This window comes from Trabulsiella odontotermitis, assembly GCF_001297775.1.
GTDB classification, from domain to species: domain Bacteria; phylum Pseudomonadota; class Gammaproteobacteria; order Enterobacterales; family Enterobacteriaceae; genus Trabulsiella; species Trabulsiella odontotermitis.
Genome location: NZ_LIFX01000014.1, coordinates 143156 through 163257 on the forward strand (window position 1 = coordinate 143156; position 20102 = coordinate 163257).

Here is a 20102-nt window from a genome sequence, read left to right on the forward strand (position 1 = left end):
CAGGTGATGCGCTCACGGATGAAACATATAGTGAACAAACTGACTTCACATGTAATGCCTTTCCAGGCCCTCATCGATGCGTGCTGGAAAGAGAAATACACCCTGCCACGCTTCACGCGCGACCTGATCGCCGGGGTGACCGTCGGTATTATCGCGATCCCGCTGGCAATGGCGCTGGCAATTGGTAGTGGCGTGGCGCCGCAATACGGTCTGTATACCTCTGCAGTGGCCGGGATTGTCATCGCCCTTGCAGGCGGTTCCCGCTTCAGCGTTTCCGGCCCTACGGCGGCGTTCGTGGTGATCCTCTATCCGGTGTCTCAGCAGTTTGGCCTCGCCGGTCTGCTGGTGGCGACGCTGATGTCAGGGGTTTTTCTCATCCTCTTTGGCCTCGCCCGTTTCGGTCGGTTGATCGAATACATTCCGCTGTCAGTGACGCTGGGCTTTACGTCGGGGATTGGGATCACCATCGGGACCATGCAAATCAAAGATTTTCTCGGTTTGCAGATCCCGCATATGCCGGAGCACTATTTACAAAAACTCGGTGCGCTGGTGATGGCGCTGCCGAGTATCAATATCGGCGACGCGGCGATTGGCGTCGTCACGCTCGCCACGCTCATTTTCTGGCCGCGGATGGGTATTCGTCTGCCAGGACACCTTCCGGCGCTGCTGGCAGGCTGTGCGGTGATGGCGGTGGTCAATATGATGGGTGGCCAGGTCGCGACCATCGGCTCCCAGTTCCACTATGTTCTCGCCGATGGCTCGCAGGGTAACGGTATTCCGCAACTGCTGCCGCAACTGGTGCTGCCGTGGAATTTACCGGGCTCTGAATTTACGCTGAGCTGGAACTCGTTGCAGGCCCTGCTCCCCGCCGCCTTTTCCATGGCGATGCTGGGCGCTATCGAATCGCTGCTGTGCGCCGTGGTGCTCGATGGTATGACCGGCACGAAGCACAAGGCCAACAGCGAGCTTATCGGTCAGGGGATGGGCAATATCGTCGCGCCGTTCTTTGGCGGGATCACCGCGACTGCGGCGATTGCCCGTTCCGCTGCCAACGTGCGCGCTGGCGCAACGTCACCGGTCGCTGCCGTTATCCATGCGGTGCTGGTGATTCTGGCGCTGCTGGCGCTCGCCCCGCTGCTCTCCTGGTTGCCGCTGTCCGCCATGGCCGCGCTGCTGCTGATGGTGGCCTGGAACATGAGCGAGGCGCACAAGGTCGTCAATCTGCTGCGCCGCGCGCCTAAAGATGACATTATCGTCATGCTGATCTGTATGTCGCTGACCGTGCTGTTTGATATGGTCATCGCGATTAGCGTCGGTATTGTGCTCGCTTCGCTGCTGTTCATGCGTCGTATTGCCCGTATGACGCGCCTGGCGCCGGTCAATGTCTCCGTACCGGACGATGTGCTGGTGCTGCGCGTGATCGGCCCGCTATTCTTTGCGGCGGCGGAAGGGTTGTTTACCGATCTGGAATCACGGATTGTCGGCAAACGCATTGTGGTACTGAAGTGGGATGCCGTGCCGGTACTGGACGCTGGCGGTCTGAACGCTTTCCAGCGCTTTGTTGATAAGCTGCCTGAAGGGTGTGAACTGCGGGTGTCTAACGTGGAGTTCCAGCCGTTGCGCACGATGGCGCGCGCAGGGATCCATCCGATTCCGGGTCGCCTGAGTTTCTACCCGAACCGGGATGCGGCACTCGCCGATATCCTGTAAGCAGAAAGCAGAACGGCTCCCTCGGGAGCCGTTCTTTCATTCGTTAGCTGTGTGGGTGCTGATCACGGCGGCAGCGTTTATCGTAGTGCCGGACCCACCAGTATTTGTCGGTGACCCTTTCATGCCCGCCGACACGAGCGCCCGCCAGCCAGAGAACTGCACCCAGGAAGATGCTCAGCACGGCGCCGTGGGCAAAAAACTGTGGCAAATTAAGTTGCGGAAGCTGGTTCAAAATGGAGTACCCTACTCCCACTACCATGACCACTAACCCCAGACCCATAAGCACGTTACCGAGCAGCGAAGCGTTTTTGCGTTTCATATGTCACCTCCGGAACTTGGGCTGAGAGGGAAAGTCCCTCTTATCCATGTGTCTAAAGTATAGGCAACATACGAAACAGGGATTGCGTTAAGGATCACAATAACGAAGATATAGTCAACAAATCTTTACAATTAACTCGCTGAACTAATTGAAATTCTAATGGTTCAGTCGCGCAATTATCTCGTCATCTTGCGCTTCGTTTTGTCAACCGGCGCTGCAACCAGTAAACTACGCGCCAGATTTCGACCCATTCAGGAAAAGAGACGTGACCATTAAGCTGATTGTCGGCCTGGCAAACCCCGGTGCCGAATACGCGGCAACGCGCCATAATGCAGGCGCCTGGTATGTAGACTTACTGGCGGAACGCTGTCGTGCCCCGCTGCGTGAAGAGCCTAAATTCTTTGGCTACACCTCACGAATCAACCTTGCCGGTGAAGATGTGCGCCTGCTGGTGCCCACCACGTTTATGAATTTGAGCGGTAAGGCGGTTGCCGCGCTGGCGACGTTTTATCGCATCAACGCCGATGAAATCCTGGTGGCGCATGATGAACTGGATCTTCCTCCCGGCGTGGCGAAATTTAAACTCGGCGGGGGTCATGGCGGTCATAATGGTCTGAAAGACATCATCAGCAAGCTCGGCAATAACCCGAACTTTTATCGCTTACGCGTCGGAATCGGCCATCCGGGCGATAAAAATAAAGTTGTCGGCTTTGTGCTGGGCAAACCACAAGCAGCAGAGCAGAAGCTGATTGACGATGCGGTTGACGAAGCGGCACGCTGCACCGAGATCTGGCTGAAAGAAGGCCTGACCAAAGCCACCAATCGCCTGCATGCCTTTAAGGCGCAATAAGCGTCTCAGGGGCGGCAATTTACCCGACTGCCGTGTATAATAGGCGAAGTTATTTATTTTTCTGCAATCTGTTCGCTGTAACAGATTGATTACCCAAAGATTAAGGTGATTTAAACATGGGATTCAAATGCGGTATCGTCGGTTTGCCAAACGTTGGCAAATCCACCCTGTTCAATGCGCTCACAAAAGCGGGTATTGAAGCGGCAAACTTCCCCTTCTGTACTATTGAGCCGAACACCGGTGTCGTGCCGATGCCCGATCCGCGTCTGGACAAGCTGGCTGAAATCGTTCAGCCCCAGCGCATTCTGCCGACCACCATGGAATTCGTTGACATCGCTGGTCTGGTGAAAGGCGCCTCCAAAGGTGAAGGTCTGGGCAACCAGTTCCTGACCAACATCCGTGAAACCGAAGCGATCGGTCACGTGGTGCGTTGCTTTGAAAACGACAACATCATTCACGTTTCCGGCAAAGTTGATCCCGCAGAAGACATCGACGTGATCAACACCGAGCTGGCGCTCTCTGACCTCGAGGCCTGCGAACGCGCCATTCACCGCATCTCCAAAAAAGCCAAAGGCGGCGATAAAGACGCCAAAGCCGAACTGGCTGTGCTGGAAAAATGCCTGCCGCAACTGGAAAACGCCGGGATGCTGCGCGCGCTGGATCTGAGCAAAGAAGAGAAAGAAACCATTCGCTACCTGAGCTTCCTGACGCTGAAGCCGACCATGTACATCGCAAACGTCAACGAAGACGGTTTCGAGAACAACCCATACCTGGACAAAGTACGCGAAATCGCTGAGCAGGAAGGTTCTGTCGTGGTGCCAGTGTGTGCTGCAGTGGAATCAGACATCGCTGAACTCGACGACGAAGAGCGTGACGAGTTTATGGCAGAGCTGGGTCTTGAAGAGCCAGGTCTGAACCGCGTGATCCGCGCCGGTTATGCCCTGCTGAACCTGCAGACCTACTTCACCGCAGGTGTGAAAGAAGTTCGTGCCTGGACCATCCCGGTTGGCGCCACCGCGCCGCAGGCGGCAGGTAAAATCCACACCGACTTCGAAAAAGGTTTTATCCGCGCACAGACCATCTCTTATGAAGATTTCATTACCTATAAGGGTGAACAAGGCGCGAAAGAAGCCGGTAAGATGCGTGCAGAAGGCAAAGACTACATCGTCAAAGATGGCGATGTGATGAACTTCCTGTTTAACGTCTAAGTTTTGTTGTCTCATGAGGTTTCGTTGAAACTTTTGAGAATCGCAAAAAACTATTAAATCCACGCAATTGCGTGGATTTTTCTTTCTGTGCTGTTTCAAATGAACGCGCGGATACTAACGTGATGATGTCTACTGTTGTTGAGTCATTGCAGGTCTGTCTGATGTGACCATCATATAGGAATTATTCAACTGTCTGAGTTTAAGCGCAGTGCGGTTGAGTAAATCCTGTGACAGAGGCAGGTTTTGAGAGGTCGTTTGCAATTGTCGTATCAATTCTTCAGCCGGAACACCGTCGTTGAATGCCTTTGATATTGAAAATACCGTCGTTTTGAGTTCACTCACTGTGAGGTATTTCCCCTTCTGTTCGTCAAGCTGATTAAGTCTGTCCTGCAGTTTTTGAAGTTCAGTAAATCCCTTATGCCACCCGGTCAGGCTGGTATCAGGTAGAGAATTTGCAATCAGCTTTGATTGCCAGCGCGCTGAAATCTTTTTTGACAGTTCGGAATCAGGATAAAGATGACGGGTTTGTTCCACCAGTTGCGTTCCATATTGCAAAGGCCAGTAAGGCGGAAGCGAGACAAGTTCCTCCAGGCGGGTATTTAATTTCTGCGCATAAACATTACTGGTGTCACGCCACGATGTTGCACCCTGGCGTAACTGATCCACTACCGGCAGTGGCACGCTGGTCGGTAAGGCTGCAAGTGAAGCAAACATCGCGTCCTGCTCTGGGTTACTGAATGCTTCCGGTATAATTTTCATCAAGGCAATGCTCACTATTGCCGCTGTTAACGCGCCGCAGAAAAAGGCAGTACGCGGTGTCATTCGTGCGGTTAACCTTTCCCCTACTTCGACACTCGCCGGAGATTTCGAATTAACAACGAATACCCAGCGCTGACGATTCTCGCCTTTTACGACATGTTCGGCCTTTACAGGCAGCCTGACATCCGTCATGGAGCCTTCTACAAGGTTGCTGTTTTCGAGTCTGAATATCGCGTTCTGGAGCATGTAATGTAGAGCGTCGGTCCCGCCTGCGCTTCTAAGTTCAAGACGTTGCAGGGCATCTCCGGTTGAGACCAGCAATTTTACGCTTTCGTACAAGGCTGATAAGTCCCCGTGGTGAAATGATAGCGTCCGAAAAATCTGCTGAAGACGTTTGTTCAGACTGCTGAGTATCTCCATTCGGGCATGTACAGATGACGGCCACATCGCAGGCCACTGATAACAGATCAGTGCATTCAGAATTGCCATACCTTCATTGAACCCATGAATACCCGCCAGGTGCGTTCTTGCCAGGGTATACCATGCCGCCGTCTGAAGCTCGACCCCATTGATATCGAAAAGTTTTAACGCAAGCTTCTCAACATACTTCCAGTTCACATCCGGACGAGCAGGATGAAACAGCTTTGCGAGCTCATCCCGTAATGCGAAAAAATCAGATATCGTTCGGGGATCTCCCCCGGTTTTAAGGTGGCGATCTGTTGTGTCAAACATGGTGTAATCCGTTTCGGGAAGGGAAATTGATGCGCTAATAAGCAGGTGTTTATCCAGAGTTACTGTGATTTCAGATGTCTGAGCATCACTTTTCCTCCGGCAATAAACTCAGTGCTATACCGTACCAGACCAATTTCTTTCAGTTCGGCATCAATGGCATAACGCAACTCACCAGGTACTTTCTGTTCAAGTAGCGTGACATTGAGTGACTGTAATCGGGGCTCATACTTCAGCAGGACACCGGTAATTGCATTGACCTGTTGATTAGCGGTACCCGGCATTCCTTGCAGAATCGTGGCCATATCGGGCAAACCGTAATCAGGTAAATGAAGCAGGCCAGCAGCCCGGGAGTTCAGGATCCGCTGGATATTATCCATAACGGATAAAATAACCTGATCGCTTTCTGTGGTTATTTCTATCGATATCCCTCCCGTGAAGTGACCTGTTAAAACCTCGTATAAAGATGGAAAGTTAGCATTCATTGACAATATCATTTCAGGTATAAATCATTGAGAGTGAGAATATAAACTTGAAAATTAGCTTAAGTCATACATTCAATATTAATTCATGAGGCAGGTCATTACTGAGCAAAACATCTGACAATTTATTCTGAATATAAAAATTCTCAACAGCCATTTCCAGCGTTTTATGAAAATCAGCCGGGTTCTGGTCAAGACAAAATGACAACAGGTAACAGGCGCTAATCATTGCATGCTGTGCAAAACTCCCGACTTCAGACGTAAATTCTTCCGTGTCAGGAATTTTCTCGCTGCAGTGTTGAAGTTTATTTCTCAGTACAGACGTATCACAACCCACATTAGCACAGACAGTTAACATATTGATAATTTCTTCATAAAATGGCAGAAGTTGTTCGCTATAAATTTTATCGAATCCGGCAACAGCAGAAATTTGCTTGCGCAAGAAAAAAATACCGACTGTAAGTTTCTGTTGAAAAGTAAGCCCAGTTAACCCCTCAGTCAATTTCTCTAAATACTCGTCTGTGTTCATTTCACCTTCTCATTAATTGTAATAAAACCTACTGGTATATTAATGTTGTTATATCGACAGGTTTTACTCACCCGGCAGAGTTCGCCCTGCAGCAGTCCAGGCCTTAATAAAATCATTCACATCAAAATCAATTTCTTCATCTTCCAGTACACTCAGCACTTCCTGATAGGAGCAATTGTTCATCCCTGGCTCCTGAATCCATCGTGTCAGCCCGCGTTGACTAATCACCCCTGACTCGGCCCGGATTTCACTTCTGAGCGAGAGCTGCATATGCATTGTATTACTGGGCTTTCCACCTGCGTGAGAAGACGTTTTTTTCCCGGAAGTCGAAGGTTTCGTTGGGGCCTGCCGAGTTTCATCCTGTTTAAATTCCTTTATCCACAAACTAACCTTAGTCTTTGATGTTTTTAGCTTTTTGGCAATCTCATTTTGACTGATTCCTTTACGGGACATTTGTACTGCTTCTGCTTTTCTTGGATCGTCGGCTTTGAGTTGCTTACGAGATGAAAGCCAGGTTTTATGCTCCTGCCATCCCACCATCGTACTCTTTCGCACTCCTGTGTCTCTCTCAATTTCCGCAAGCGACAACTTTCCTTCAGTTAAAAGACGCTTAGCTTCACATTTATTTTTTTCTTTTAACTCCTCTGCTGCATTTAATTTCTTACTTAATACAATCATCTCTTCTGTTGGATTGTTTTCGATACGTCTGGCGCGACTTAATTTATGTGAAAAAGATGTTGACGTTGTCACATGATGCTTCAACATTTTATGTTCACATTCCAGACAAACATTACGGGAAGGTTCAATATGTTTGATGTTGCCGACGTTATTTATCATTGACTCTTCCGCATGCCCTTGTGCATCAATAATGTTGATGTTGTTTTTTTTCGCCCAGCGCTGTAATTTCAACGGGAAAGGATAACTACTGGATGAAATGTAATATTTTTCATTTCCGTCAACTCCAATGGCTGTTGTTGTGCAATCACGCGTGTAGGGATCAAGTTCATCAGTAGCGGCAGATAACATCTTCTTCATTTTTTTCTGAATTACTGGTGCGATATTTTCTTCTGTCCTTCTCTTTTTCTTCATATCAGAAATCTGTGTGATGAGTGTTTGTTCGGTTGTTGATGACGAAGACGCATCGCTACTGACTTTTATTTTCTTCCAGTTTCCCTTCCATTGATGTAAGGTACGCTCGGCAACATTTGTCTCTTTAGCAATTTTTCTTACTGATTGACCTTCTTTCAGAAGTTGTTTGGCTTTTTCTTTATCCTGCAAAGCTGCTTTTTTCTGTTTTTCAGGCCTTCGCGCTTTATATTCATCCATTCGGCGTAAAGTCCCTGTTGGTATCCCGGTATTTTTCGATATCACAATAAGGTCTTTATGCTTTATTATCTCTTTTTCGCTAAAAAGTTGAACCGCTTTTTGTCTGCCCAGTATTTTATTCGCTTTTATCTGATTTTCCTGATCTCTGATTGCCCGGTATGATGGCCACTTTGCAATACGAGAACGTGGAATACCCGTTTTTTGCTCGATGAACCTGGCAGAAAGTTTGTTTTCCACCAGGCGTTCAGCCCATTCAGTATCGGTTTCTCCTTTTATTCGCAACAACATGTCGCTGGTGATTTTGATTTCCGATATCCCTGAAGGTGGTTGTACGAATTGTTGATCCAGGGAACTGCTGGCTGCCAGCATCGTTTTTTTGACTTTACGCGTGCATGTCGCTGTTGTTCCATATTCTACCTTTCCTGCTTCAAGTTTCAGGTAACTCCCTCCACCAGTCAGCGTGACACGTTTTTTCCCGGTAACAGCAATATCGCTGGCTGAAGCCAGAGTAAGCTTCTTCTCTGCAAAAAGCGCCATGCTGTCACTCTGAGCCTGTATGTCTACAGGCCCTTCTGCGGATTTCAGACTCAGTTGCCCCGTTCGGGCAAACAGTCCCAGCTTTTCTCCAGCCAGTGCCGTCATATTGCCCATCACTCCGGCACTGATATCCTCTCCGGCGTTTAATGAGATGTTTCCGGTTGCAGCCAGTTGCATGTTTTCGCCGCTGGTCAGTGCCACCCCTTCCGGTGCTGAGAAAAGAACGGATTCATTAAGTGGTTTCAGGCGCTGTTCGAGCAGTATCACCTGGTCATTGACATGTGTCTTTAACGCCTGCGCTTGCTCTGCCGCCATTTCTAGCTGTCGCAAATGTTCATTGAGCCCGCCGATTTCTTTCAGCGCCTCCTCCATAGCCTGCGCATCTCCCTGGGCTTTAGCTTGTCCATCTGCACTGACAAAGAGACCTTTACCCGCTCGTATTGTGCCCCATTCATCAGTGCGCAACTCCAGGCCTGTACCACGAGGTGTTTCCTGACTGTCCACGACATGCCCAATGTTGAGCTGCGTTTTACCGTATTCTGTAGTGAGTCTGATATGCTCCTCACCACATTTGTCTTCCATCTGCAATGTTGAATCGGCAGGTGTTCTGAGAATGTTTCGGGTGTGGTTATCGCGGTTCACAAGGTCCGGATGCTCAGAGTCATGCAGAGCATAAGCGATGTACGGCAGATCGATGTCGCCATTGCTCCAGGCAATCGCCACTTCCGTCCCGTCAATAAGAGGCGTATGCCATCCCAGCGTTTCGCCAGCCGTCGGTTTCGCCATGCGAAGCCACAAATAGCCCTCCCCCTGTTTCGTTCCCTCCCGGTCAAAATCAAGCTTCACCCGATATCGCCCCTGCTCGTCAAGACAGGCGTAGATATCATTTTTTTGCTGCCCCTCAACACGGGCCGGGAGGGTGCCGGGAATAACCGGACGCGGGATTTCCTCCGGACGAAAACAGTAGCTTTCACTGTAAGGCATGCCCCAGACAGAAACATGCAAACGGGTATCACGGGCCCCCCGGAATGTCACAAGGGTAAGGACGACTCCCTTTTGCAGGGCAGCAATAGCATTGCCCTGCGGTTCCAGCACCTGTCCGGGCGTAAGACCGGAGGCATTACTGAACAGGTGAATGAGTGTCGCCCTGTTCAGTTCACGTTCATGGTGGATACGGGCATAAAACACTCCACTTTCTGTTTCCGGCTCCAGGTTTGCGTCATCACCTGCTATACGGTACGGCACCGAGTAACGGTATTGCTCCCCGGTAGTTACCGCATCGTTACGTACGCTGACCGTAGCATCCAGCGGCGTAGTGGCGGTGCGATAATTGTAATCACGTGTCGTGACCATACCCGCTGCAACGTTGTGCCAGGTTCTCACGCCCCACAATGACTCTGCCGTGCCGTCGGATAACCCCGATGGTTCGCTGTAAGGCAAACGTATATCAAACTGATAGTTAAGCTGGCTGTCGGCAAAGATGAAAACATCGAGTTCGCGGGCGTTATCCATCTCCGTACGCCAGTAAATGCCCACTTCAGACAGAATACGCTGGATAAAACGTAAATCCGTTTCCTGCCACTGGGTAATGAGCTCACGTGTCGGGTAACTGTGCTCCAGACGAAACTCAAAATCCGGCCCTTCCAGCCCATGTTTACGCAAGACCTGCTCCACAACTTCCGGTACCGACTGGTTCTGGAAAACGGCGCACTGCCGGGTGTACGCCAGGAGTGACATTCGTGAACTCAGCGTGACCCGATAATGTGACTGGTCTCTGGAGGTGGACAGCCATTCCATGCGGGTTATGACCCCATAGACGTATTTACCGCTACGCATCCGGAAGGAGGCATATTTCATCAGCACTTCTTCCGGAGGAATGTTCTCCTGTTGTGTGGTGAACTCGATGTCCCAGTTAAACGGCTCGCTCAGTGCTTCCCGGCCACGAAAGCGCAGGACATCAGGCTTTACCGGACAACCATCGATCTCCAGAATATAGCGGGTCTGCCCGTCAAAAAGCGCTAACCTGTTATCCATCACGTTATTCCTTTACCGGCACAAGGCTGAGCCATCCGTCACCCAGTTCAATCGTGCGGGGTTTATCCGGGTCGAGATCGTCACGGGTCAGCACCATGCGCCAGCGATTGTCTTTCAGATCCGGCCGGTTGAACAGTCCCACCACGGCCACGAACTGTGTGTTTTCATCCATAGGCACATTGAGCGTCACACTACCTTCAGGCATCACCAGCAGTTCTTTTGACACCAGTACGTCTTCCTTAAGCACCGTATCGGCATTGCGCAGCAGTGTCTGGTAATCAGCAGCATCAACCGCTTTACGATCCCTCAGTTGATAGATCCGTACCATCGTCGCCAGCGGGGTCTGTGCGCCATCAGCGTTAATCGCTGTGCGTGGGGTAAAATCCAGATGCAGCGTTTTAATTTTTTGGTAGAAGATGGATTTCGTGATACTGGCCGTACCGTCCGTAACAGTCTGAGCCAGACCACAGCCAGTGAGTACACCGCAGACAATAAGCGGCAGCGCCCACCAGCGGGTTACTGTTGCCATTCAAAAAGATCCTTTATTAAGAGTGGGAATACGTAGTTAGTCGAAGCGGTAATGTCCGTCTTCAGCGGGGGGTAAGGCTGAACATTTCAACCCTTCATAGCAGCCAGAACTGACAGTCTGAGTCTCCCGGTTATTGCTGAGCTTGCCTGCTTTCAGCCCCAGCAAACCGGTACGACCCAGTTGAATACGTCTGCCTGTGCCAAGGCGAGGCTCAGGTAATAACCGCACGGGTACCGTGAGGCGCAGCCGGGCATCGCTGCGGTAACCAAGATAGACGCGTAAAAGGGCCAGCAGATCGGTATGGAGGACACCACCGGGTAACCAGCCCTCTGCCTCGTTCGGATCACTTGTTTCAAGCGTCACAAGTACCCGACTGCATGATTCTTGTGCCGTCTTGCCCAGTGTGGCTCTTTGCGAAAGACGGACCCGTTTTCTGGTATCCAGACCACTGCGGTTATCAATTTGAACCTTAACCGGATCGGGTTCGGTGATAATAGCCCGGGTATTCGGCGCCAGCAGACTTACCAGAGCCCGAATGCCTTCGGCATTGCGGGTGGGCAATCGCATGGTACCCAGCAAGGCCAGGAAGCGTGAAACCGGCGTTGCTACATGTTCTGCGGTGCCCGGTATCCCCAGCCCTACCAGCCCCAGCAGACACTGTGATGTGGCATCGCGGCCACCAGCTTCGAAGGTGGCTGGATACGCATATTTTCGCCAGATCCGATAATACTGCGTGGTGATACGGTGGCTGAAAATGTCCAGGAATGCCGTGACGGCCTCATGCCCGTCGCGGCGCTGCGCTATGTCGTCGAGGTAGGACGTCGGCAGAGGTGAGTCCACGCCGTACATCCCCAGAAATGTCGTACGGACCGTTGGTGGCAAATCAGGTTGGTCTTCGTCGGTCTCAACCGCTTTGAGGGTACTGACCGGGAAACCCATACCAGGCCAGGGTCTGAATCGTACCGGATCGTCGCCCGGGTGACTGGTGGTGCCCAGTTTCGGCGCGTCCGGCTTTTCCTGCTCCAGCAACTGGCAGAAACGATAAAAATTGGCCCGCCAGATGTCCTTATTAAGGGCCAGCGTCAGCCTGGTACGTGCTGGCTGTGATTCTCGCGCCATCTCAGTCGTTTCCCTGTTGGTTGCAGCACCAGCGTGAGCTGGTTAAAGAGGTGAATATCCGCATAGAGCGTGAAGAACCGGTGCAGCATCTCGCCGAAGAGATTCACATCGCCCTCGCCTGCAAAATTATCCGTATTCAGCGTGACCTCAATGTCTACGCCACGCAGCATAAAACCTTTCTCAAAACGACGGATCAGGGTGTGCTTTACAGCGAGTATCGCTTCAAGCCGCCGACGGTTCATCTCATCGTCGGTCCAGTCATACAGCGCCAGCGTTCCGCGGAGTACTTCAGGATTGTCCATCATGCTGAGGAAGTTTGATCCAAGGTGACTCATCACCCGCCAGTGAAAACGGTCGTTTGCAGGGGGATACAGCGGCATCGTCGGTGCTGTGACATTCAGAACCCTGACGGGCACCTTGCCAGTTTTGACCACCCTGTCCAGCAGGGTGCTTTCCAGCGCTTTACGCGGAAGCTGGCCGTTGGTACCGGTTATTCGCATTGAGAGTGATTCTGGTTTTTCAGACAGTTGTTCCAGTTCGAACGAGCGACCGCCCAGAATTAACCAGGTGTCATACATGCCTGAGGGACCACGTTTCACACGGGTATGGAAATAACGCTCCGGGGCATCGTGGCGCATCATACCGCCCCTGTGCCGGAAGCTGGTGAATGGCACATAGGGATGTTTGCCGTTCTTCACCGCGCCATGGATGTTATCGACACTGTAAATCTCAGTGTGACCATCCTGAAGACGCAACGGCCTGAGCAGGTATTCGTTATCCAGCGGGTTAAGCGTCAGCGGGTCGGCTTCCAGGGTAAAGAGATTGATGACCGGCGCGCAGTGAAGCCGGAAATTTTCTGTCTCGAAAGGCAAATCTGCGGACCAGGATTCACTGAGGACAATGTCGATTTCAAACCAGGTGCTGGCCGCAGTGAGCCCGATAGTGTCGAGACCGCGCAGCTCAACAAACATAAACTTCGGACGAAAGCTGAAATATTCCAGCAGCAACTGGTAACCACTGAAGGCGGTATCGGCTTTCTTCCACAGGCCGTGATTGTCATCAAAGCCCAATGGTTTGCACCAGCCATCAAATTGATGACGTTCGGTGTATGTCCCGGCATGACGGGCATACATCGCGTTAACGCGACGGGTCATTGCCAGATGCAGTGCTGAACTGACAGGGCTCTCTGCGTTGAGGAATATGGCGACGTTGTCGATCCCGGCTTTGCTCCAGTCCACTTTTTCAGGGCATTCGAAGCGCAGACGGATAGCAGAGCGGCCATCGGTTTCCGTATGCAGGCGGGCGTCCGCAAGATGCAATGGTTGCAGGGGAACATCGCGGGTCGTCCGATACTGGCAGGCGGTTTTATGCGGCCCGACAGGACGTGAAAGCACGGAGAAGCCTTCAGCCAGCATTTCGGCCTGACGCAGACTACGCCAGTCTGGCGAGAATTCGACGATGGCCAGCGACGGGATGGTCCGCATATAGTGCGGCCACAGCAGACTCACCAGCCCTTCGGTCAGTTCCGGGAGGTCATCATCCAGCTTTTCACGCAGACGGCCCATCAGAAAAGCAAAACCTTCGAACAGACGTTCCACGTAAGGATCTCGTGCGCCGGGTTTATCGAGATTAAGCATGGCTGCCCGATCCGGATGAGCCCGGGCAAACTCTTTACCCGCTTCGCGCAGATAGCGCATTTCAGCTTCGTAATAGCGCAGGGTTAAATCATCCATGTATGAAATTCCTGAAATTTTTTAAAGAGATAGTCAGCCACAGAGCACCATGGCACGGGCAGGATCAATGGCAATAAGTCCGGCAAGTAAGGACTCCATTTCAGGCAGCAGACGGGCTTTATCAGATTCGTTGCGACCGGCTTTCATACGTAACAACTTCAGGCGACGGGCCTGGACTTCAAACAACAGCCCAGGTTCCCAGTCTCCCAGCGTCAGCTGTGGCGCACAGATGGTCAGTTCGCCAAGCAGATGAAGCGCCATTTCGTTTCGGCCATACTGCTCTGCCACCCGGGCCATCAACAGGCGTACCAGCCAGCGGTGGCGCGGCGTATCCATTCCCGGTCGGGACTGAAGCCAGGCAAGCGCCGCTTCGGGGCCTTCCGTGTCGCCCTTTTCCATGGCTTCGGACTCAAGGAGCAACACATCGTCATCCTGGCTATTAACGACAGTCGCTGGCTCATCGCCGTACATCAGGCCGTCTTCATTCACTTTTTCAGCAATCCAGGCGGTGGTGACTTCGTCGGCAAAGGGCGTGCCATCACTCCATGCCATCCCTTCAAGGCCAGGCAGCCGTTTAAGCAGCAAACGCAGATCGAGAAGAACGGCGTCTTGCCAGGAATCCCACGGATGACCGGCATGGCTGAGCCCCTGCCAGAGATACCACTGGAGATCGAGCCAGAAATGATTGACCCCCTCGCAATACATCTGGCTGGCCTGCTCAACCAGCGCAGTCCAGTTTTTCTGAAGATATAGCCGTTTGAGTTGCGCACGATACTCGGGTTTCGGCGCTACCAGGCGGGTACGACCGCTACTGTCCAGTGGAGGGGGCTGATCGACCGTATCCCACCGCACGGTCTTAATCAGCCGGTGTGAAGCAAGCCAGCCCTGCGGTTGTTCGCTCAGCCAGCGGGAAAGTAACTTTGCCTGGTCGAGTAAATCGCGACCAGATTTCAATGCTGACAGTTGGGGTGAATCCGAATGGGCAAGTTCACGCCCATGCTCCTGAGCACTGCTGTTCTGGGGGACCAGTGCTTCCATGCCACCAGAGCGCGCCAGGCGGTTTTCGAGAGCGGTACAAAGACCTGCAAAAGAAGGCCTTTCCTCTTCCGGCCAGTCAGAAACAGCTGATGCAAGAAGGTTAATGGCACCGATCGTCAGACTGGCATCGTTGCTGTCCACTTCGGGCCATAACAGCAGTGCATCAAGAACTTTTGCACTGTTCAGCCACTCCAGCGCAGCTTTACGGGCGGCGGGACGCTGCTGCGGATGACATGCCTGCCCGTAACGGGTGAGCATCGCGACCAGAAGCAGTAAGCCTTCAGACAATCCCTTTTCACCGTCGCGGGTGAGACGGGCCTGAATGTACCAGGTCACGACACGAATATCTTTGGCGCATTCACAAAGGCACTTCTGGGCCAACTCACACAATAGCGCTGAATCGGTGCCCGAAAGTTTATTAATCTCTTCGCGCATCAACTGAAAATTGTCATCGTATGCGGGATCGACCCCGGTTTCATGCTCTGCACTGAAAGGGCGTAGCCAGTTATCCCAGTGTGACAGGGCGTTATGTGCCCGGGATATAAGGCGCTGCTGTTCTTCTTTGCTGGTGGTGCAGGCAGTTAATAGATTTTCTGGTGAACTCATGCTTTTCTCTTTTTCATCGTTACTGAAGCTCTTTTACACCGTCGGCTACGCTGAAAATGAATTCAGGCAACATGAATCCCTGTAGCTTTAGTAACGCAAGTGGACCGTCACCCAGTTCGCTGCGCATCACAAACGTCAGCGAGTTCCCGTCCGGTGTACGCCACACCAGTTGCGTGCGACTTGCATCAAGGGGCGTGATCAGCGCTTTATCCAGCAGACGAATGAAACCCCAGTTTCCCTGGGTGTTGGCGTAGAGTTGCATGCCGCTGTTCACACTGCGCCAGCTGAGGCTGACACCCGGGTAATACGTGTTTCCCGGCCAGGTAAAACTCTGCCAGCTTTCCATCTGATTGAAGTAATCCAGATTTTGCGCATCGACAGAGAGCTGCATACGAGCAATATCACGGGAAGGACGAGCCATCAGCTCGAAGTGAACAGCAGCATCGCCCTGAGCGAAAACAATATCTGACAGCTCTGCGAGCTGGTTAATTGCCTCGAGAAAATCAGGGTTGACCACCATTCCCTGGCTTGCGGAAGGATCAATGACCCAGCGATTCCCCTCCTGATGAAGGATCCCGCTAAGGTTTGTTTTCAGGAATGTAGTGATCCGCCCCGAATCGCTGCGCAGGAACTGGGCCAGCAGTGGCAGTGAAGCATCACTGCCGGAGGCATTAAACGGATAGCGGCCCGCAAACCCATTATTCCATTGTTCGACAATGGTCGACTGCCAGCGGGCATTCAAACTTCCCGCCGCCGGGGTCAGTATCTGACGCCATGCCAGAGCCAATGGCTGTACAAACAATGACTGACCGAACCCATTCCATTCTTGACCGAGACTTGCGGCCACCACGCTGCCGTAATCACGGGTGTCGGTCAGCGCAATGGCTTTACCCTGAAATACCGTCTGGGCCAATATCTGCGCCATCGCCTGCGGATCCGGAGCACTGGTGATCTGCTGAAGCTTCAGTCGCACCTGAGTGACGCGGGCAAGCCAGGACTGGAAACTGAGATTACCATTGGTGCTTGTACCCTCTTTACCTTCCATAAGCCCTATTAGCGGACCAAAAACACCCTCGAGCGGGCCTTTAGGGCCCTGAGCTTGCTCTATGAACTGTTTCGTATTTTTTCCCTGACCGATCAGCTTTTTCGCCGAATCCACTATCGAGTCGGCCAGGGCCTCACCCTTCTGGCCTGTTTTCCCCTGCCAGGCCAGCGTGTTCATCAGCGCCACCAGCGGTGACTGACGGACATCGCCGATCAGACTGAGCTGGGCAATCGATTCAGAAAGCGACGAGGCTTCCTGCCAGTGGATGCTGTTGACCATGTTCAGCCACGCATTACCAAAATCGGTAAAATAACGTTCCGTCAGTCGGGCTTTAAGCGCTTCCGGGGAAACATCACTCCCTGTCTGATGAGTTTTATCCGTCAGTACCCAGTCGATTTCGTCACGCCGGGTTTTGACGACCTCGTTAATCGCATCCTGTACCTGCTCTTCCCAGGCCTGGCGCGTAAACATTCCCGGGACGATTTCGTCAGTGCTGAACACCGTTGAGGCATCGGTATCACCTACCATATCTGCAAGCGTTAAATCAGGCCAGTTGCTGGCAACACGCTTCAGCATGTCCTGATACAGCCCTGATTCAGCGTTACGCTGGCCTATTTGCCTGAGCAATATCTGACGTACCGTGCCGATTAATTCTGTATCGGGCTTAATTTTCCATTCAGGATGTGCCGGAAGGTTTTGCGCATAAAAACCCAGTAGCTTTGGCGCCATCTGTTGCCATGCGCCATCCGGCACATTCTGCCGTTTCGGCCAGGCCGCCAGCACGTTTTTTGCCAGCCAGCCCGCGTCTGCTTTGTCCGGACGGGCAAGCATCAGATAACTTTTGAGCACGTCCCAGGCTTGTTGTGTGCCCTTTGCGCGGGCATCACTGGCGGGAGGAAGTTGCACAAAGGCATTCAGCTGCTGCCTGAGATGGTCTGCGGTGGCATCCCTCATCAACGGTGCATTATTCTTCGCATACAGCGGCCAGAGCGCGACCAGCGTGTCGTGGTCCTGATTGAGGCCAAAGCGCGTATACCACGGGGCGCCGGTCGCTTCACGATGTTGCAGACGGGCAATGGATTGCTGCAGTACAAGCTGGTTGTGCAAGCGTTCAGCCAGCGGTAGCGTGGTATCCGCTGCCTTCCGGGCCGTCTCCTGCGCCTGATAAATCTGAGTACGGTTAACGATGAGTGACAGCAGGGTACCGGTCCCCCATAAGACAATCAGGGAAAGCAGGATTGACTGCAGCATCTTCAGCCAGTCAAAACCCAGTTTCCTGCCTCTGACCGCATCACAGTCATCAATGACGGCTTTCCACGTCGGTGTGTCGAGACGCGTATTGGGTACCGAACCGGCAACGGCCAGTTCAGGACTGAACATGACCCCCCGTAAACACCAGGCCGCAGATCCTTGCATCAGCCCGCTGAGCAAAACGGTCAGACTGGCTTTCAGTTCGTGCCGCAGGCGGGATGACAGCTGAAGCAGACCGTTATTTGCCGGATTATTCAGTATGTGTGCCATACCGACTTTTTGCAGGCGTTGTGTCAGCGAAGTAAACGCCTCATCCGCCTCGTTTATGGTGCCTCCCGGTCCGAAAATAATCCCTGTCGCAACCGTCTCCACGTCCTGTTGAGCCCCCGTGGCGCTGTCTGTCAGCCACAGCCAGACCGGAACCTGCCAGCCCAACCAATGGTCTCCTTTCTGGCGACAACGCAAAAAAGCATCCCGTTCGCTATCCGTCGGGAGGGCTGAAGTATTCATCACCTGAATAATGCCATCAACCGGCTGGCCAGATCGCAGGCGCTTCAGTTTTGAAAGGAAGATCTCATCCGGAAGTGACTGCGCATCACCGCCATAAATCAGTACGTTACCGTCACCTTCCTGCCACAGGTCATGGCACAGACCCGGGGCCGCTTTCTTGACGTCGTCCGGGTTGCCCATCACCAGAAAAAGTCGCACTCTACGCTGCCAGCGGCGTCCATAGCGAAAGCGCAGGTGTTCGGCAACCGCGTCTTCGTTGAAAGCCGGTCCGTTGTCATCTTCTTCGCTGGCAATGGCATTCGTGACCGGCGCGGCAAACTGAAGCTTGTTCTGCCCCCAATGGAGATACAACCCGGATTTACCGGCAAAGTCGAAAGCCTTCTCTGTCAGCCAGCCGAGTAAAAACAGCGCGGCAACCAGTATGGCGCAGAATGTAAGTATGCGTTGACCGTCATACGGCCCGAATCCACTGGCCGACGCAACATTTTCCGGAAAGGCATAAAACAGAAATGCCACGATGACCGTCAGAAAAAAAGCGACAGTCACTACGGAGCCGATGAGTGTTTTAACTTTTATCTTTGACATCCCTGGACGTTTCCTTACGAACTTCTTCTTTAGTGATGACGGCGACCCAGATGTCGTCTTTGTCAGCGGTGGGTTGAGCGGCGATGACCTGTGGGCCATTATCGCTACATACAGCAGAGGCAAGAATAATGACAAGCCAGGGGGCGGCATGTTCGGCATATCCCAGAGACGGATCAATACCATGATTGTCTTTTGATAAGCTGAATGTGACTCCGTTATCTTCACAAGCCATGTTCCATCCGCTTCCGCTGGAAAGAATTGGCCCTGTATACCAGGCAGTTTTTAGTACCTCCGGGTCTATTGCGGCCCATAAAAGCGCTCTGTCCAGTGTTTTTGCGAGCCGGATTTCCTGCCCCCTTTCAGGACGGTGGAGGCATACTGCATCAGGATAACCAGGAGCCTTACGATTGCTGAGCACTACAAGGGTAATGGCATCAGCATCACCTTCATCAGGCTGCGCCGGCAAAGAAAACGACACTCCCGCAAATATGCCTGGAGTGTCCCAGCGCTGATCGAGCCAGGTATCGAACGCCGCCAGACCTTTGCCTGACAGGAGCCTGAAGTCCCGCCCGGTTCTGGCAGCGAGTTCTTTTCTGAAGTGATCTTCCAGTCTGACTCGGATATCGTCATCACAGTCCAGCATCAGGCAGCAATGAATATCCTTCGGCAGGCTGTCGGTCATCTTTTGTATATGGGCGATGAGTGTTGACGTCGCGTAGATGAGTTCTGTATCAAGATCAGTCTGAAAACTGGCTAAGGCTGCATATCTGACAGCGGTTTTGGAACCACGTGGCGTTGAGGTCTCTGAAGCTGGAGCGGCACGACTAACTGCCTTCATTAATGCACCGGGGCTATTTCCTGAAAAGTGTTGAACACATGTTTCAAGTATCCATGCACAGCGCTGACCCCGACATGTTTCGCGATCGATAAGCACTTCACGCTCCACATTGCGGGATTCAGCTCCCACCTGCTCCGCCTTATATGCGAACCGGCGCAGTGAGAAAAGCAATCCCCAGAGACTGAAAGGTAATCCCAGCACAGTAAACCAGAAAATAAAACCAGTGCGTTCCGTCGTCCAGTTCCAGAGCGTTAACGCAATCCCACCTGACATGACAATTGCCAGAAACAGCAGCCAGCGGCGGGTCTCAGGTCGCGGAACTTTCACCGCCTTTTCAGGGATGGCATCCAGCCAGACGGGCATAA

Annotated in this window: 13 protein-coding genes and 1 pseudogene; 3 read left to right on the top strand and 11 right to left on the bottom strand. The window is 52.4% G+C overall.

The features are described 5' to 3' along the window. The first annotated feature begins 18 nt into the window (after window positions 1-18). Window positions 19-1710, top strand: a complete 1692-nt coding sequence (gene dauA / locus AOY23_RS19120) for a C4-dicarboxylic acid transporter DauA (protein ID WP_407830037.1) — start codon at window positions 19-21, stop codon at window positions 1708-1710. A gap of 43 nt (window positions 1711-1753) precedes the next feature. Here the strand turns inward: dauA and ychH are convergent, their stop codons facing one another. Continuing rightward, window positions 1754-2029 carry a stress-induced protein YchH gene (gene ychH / locus AOY23_RS19125; protein ID WP_054180862.1) on the bottom strand — a complete coding sequence of 92 codons (276 nt, stop codon included), beginning with the start codon at window positions 2027-2029 and terminating at the stop codon, window positions 1754-1756. Window positions 2030-2294: 265 nt separating this feature from the next. Between ychH and pth the strand changes: the two genes are divergently transcribed. Further along, on the top strand, window positions 2295-2879 hold the full coding sequence (gene pth / locus AOY23_RS19130; protein ID WP_054180863.1) for an aminoacyl-tRNA hydrolase: 585 nt from the start codon (window positions 2295-2297) through the stop codon (window positions 2877-2879). Window positions 2880-2995: 116 nt separating this feature from the next. Beyond that, window positions 2996-4087 (top strand): redox-regulated ATPase YchF, encoded by a 1092-nt coding sequence (gene ychF / locus AOY23_RS19135; protein ID WP_054180864.1) that lies wholly within the window; start codon window positions 2996-2998, stop codon window positions 4085-4087. 129 nt (window positions 4088-4216) lie between these two features. Here ychF and AOY23_RS19140 read toward each other — a convergent pair whose 3' ends face one another. The 10 genes and pseudogenes from AOY23_RS19140 to AOY23_RS19185 all read right to left on the bottom strand — a co-directional run bounded on the left by AOY23_RS19140 (window position 4217) and on the right by AOY23_RS19185 (window position 20100). Then, the gene (locus tag AOY23_RS19140) at window positions 4217-5578 is read right to left on the bottom strand and encodes a VasL domain-containing protein (RefSeq protein ID WP_054180865.1); all 1362 of its coding nucleotides are present in this window, start codon (window positions 5576-5578) and stop codon (window positions 4217-4219) included. Between the two features lie 59 nt (window positions 5579-5637). Continuing rightward, the gene (gene tssE, locus AOY23_RS19145) at window positions 5638-6060 is read right to left on the bottom strand and encodes a type VI secretion system baseplate subunit TssE (protein WP_054180866.1); all 423 of its coding nucleotides are present in this window, start codon (window positions 6058-6060) and stop codon (window positions 5638-5640) included. A gap of 64 nt (window positions 6061-6124) precedes the next feature. After that, the gene (locus AOY23_RS19150; protein ID WP_054180867.1) at window positions 6125-6586 is read right to left on the bottom strand and encodes a hypothetical protein; all 462 of its coding nucleotides are present in this window, start codon (window positions 6584-6586) and stop codon (window positions 6125-6127) included. A gap of 1673 nt (window positions 6587-8259) precedes the next feature. Next, a pseudogene (locus AOY23_RS23075) lies at window positions 8260-10483 on the bottom strand (type VI secretion system Vgr family protein); the annotation flags it as partial. Between the two features lie 4 nt (window positions 10484-10487). Then, window positions 10488-11012, bottom strand: a complete 525-nt coding sequence (gene tssJ / locus AOY23_RS19160) for a type VI secretion system lipoprotein TssJ (RefSeq protein ID WP_054180868.1) — start codon at window positions 11010-11012, stop codon at window positions 10488-10490. A 36-nt stretch (window positions 11013-11048) separates the two neighbouring features. After that, window positions 11049-12131, bottom strand: a complete 1083-nt coding sequence (tssG, locus tag AOY23_RS19165) for a type VI secretion system baseplate subunit TssG (RefSeq protein WP_054180869.1) — start codon at window positions 12129-12131, stop codon at window positions 11049-11051. Continuing rightward, a complete protein-coding gene (tssF, locus tag AOY23_RS19170; protein ID WP_054180870.1) occupies window positions 12095-13864 on the bottom strand; it encodes a type VI secretion system baseplate subunit TssF in 1770 nt (589 codons plus the stop codon). The genes tssG and tssF overlap by 37 nt, the downstream gene beginning before the upstream one ends. 33 nt (window positions 13865-13897) lie before the next feature. After that, the gene (gene tssA / locus AOY23_RS19175) at window positions 13898-15508 is read right to left on the bottom strand and encodes a type VI secretion system protein TssA (RefSeq protein WP_054180871.1); all 1611 of its coding nucleotides are present in this window, start codon (window positions 15506-15508) and stop codon (window positions 13898-13900) included. Between the two features lie 19 nt (window positions 15509-15527). After that, entirely contained in the window at window positions 15528-18899 is a 3372-nt protein-coding gene (locus tag AOY23_RS19180) for an ImcF-related family protein (RefSeq protein ID WP_054180872.1), read from the bottom strand. After that, on the bottom strand, window positions 18880-20100 hold the full coding sequence (locus AOY23_RS19185; protein ID WP_054180873.1) for a hypothetical protein: 1221 nt from the start codon (window positions 20098-20100) through the stop codon (window positions 18880-18882). Before AOY23_RS19185 ends, AOY23_RS19180 begins: the two co-directional genes overlap by 20 nt. Between the last annotated feature and the right edge of the window lie 2 nt (window positions 20101-20102).

Bases quoted from the DNA above. Each gene is read 5' to 3' on its own strand.
- dauA (WP_407830037.1), top strand. From the start codon at position 19: ATGAAACATATAGTGAACAAACTGACTTCACATGTAATGCCTTTCCAG.
- ychH (WP_054180862.1), bottom strand. From the start codon at position 2,029: ATGAAACGCAAAAACGCTTCGCTGCTCGGTAACGTGCTTATGGGTCTG.
- ychF (WP_054180864.1), top strand. From the start codon at position 2,996: ATGGGATTCAAATGCGGTATCGTCGGTTTGCCAAACGTTGGCAAATCC.
- AOY23_RS19140 (WP_054180865.1), bottom strand. From the start codon at position 5,578: ATGTTTGACACAACAGATCGCCACCTTAAAACCGGGGGAGATCCCCGA.
- tssE (WP_054180866.1), bottom strand. From the start codon at position 6,060: ATGAATGCTAACTTTCCATCTTTATACGAGGTTTTAACAGGTCACTTC.
- AOY23_RS19150 (WP_054180867.1), bottom strand. From the start codon at position 6,586: ATGAACACAGACGAGTATTTAGAGAAATTGACTGAGGGGTTAACTGGG.
- tssJ (WP_054180868.1), bottom strand. From the start codon at position 11,012: ATGGCAACAGTAACCCGCTGGTGGGCGCTGCCGCTTATTGTCTGCGGT.
- tssG (WP_054180869.1), bottom strand. From the start codon at position 12,131: ATGGCGCGAGAATCACAGCCAGCACGTACCAGGCTGACGCTGGCCCTT.
- tssF (WP_054180870.1), bottom strand. From the start codon at position 13,864: ATGGATGATTTAACCCTGCGCTATTACGAAGCTGAAATGCGCTATCTG.
- tssA (WP_054180871.1), bottom strand. From the start codon at position 15,508: ATGAGTTCACCAGAAAATCTATTAACTGCCTGCACCACCAGCAAAGAA.
- AOY23_RS19180 (WP_054180872.1), bottom strand. From the start codon at position 18,899: ATGTCAAAGATAAAAGTTAAAACACTCATCGGCTCCGTAGTGACTGTC.
- AOY23_RS19185 (WP_054180873.1), bottom strand. From the start codon at position 20,100: ATGCCCGTCTGGCTGGATGCCATCCCTGAAAAGGCGGTGAAAGTTCCG.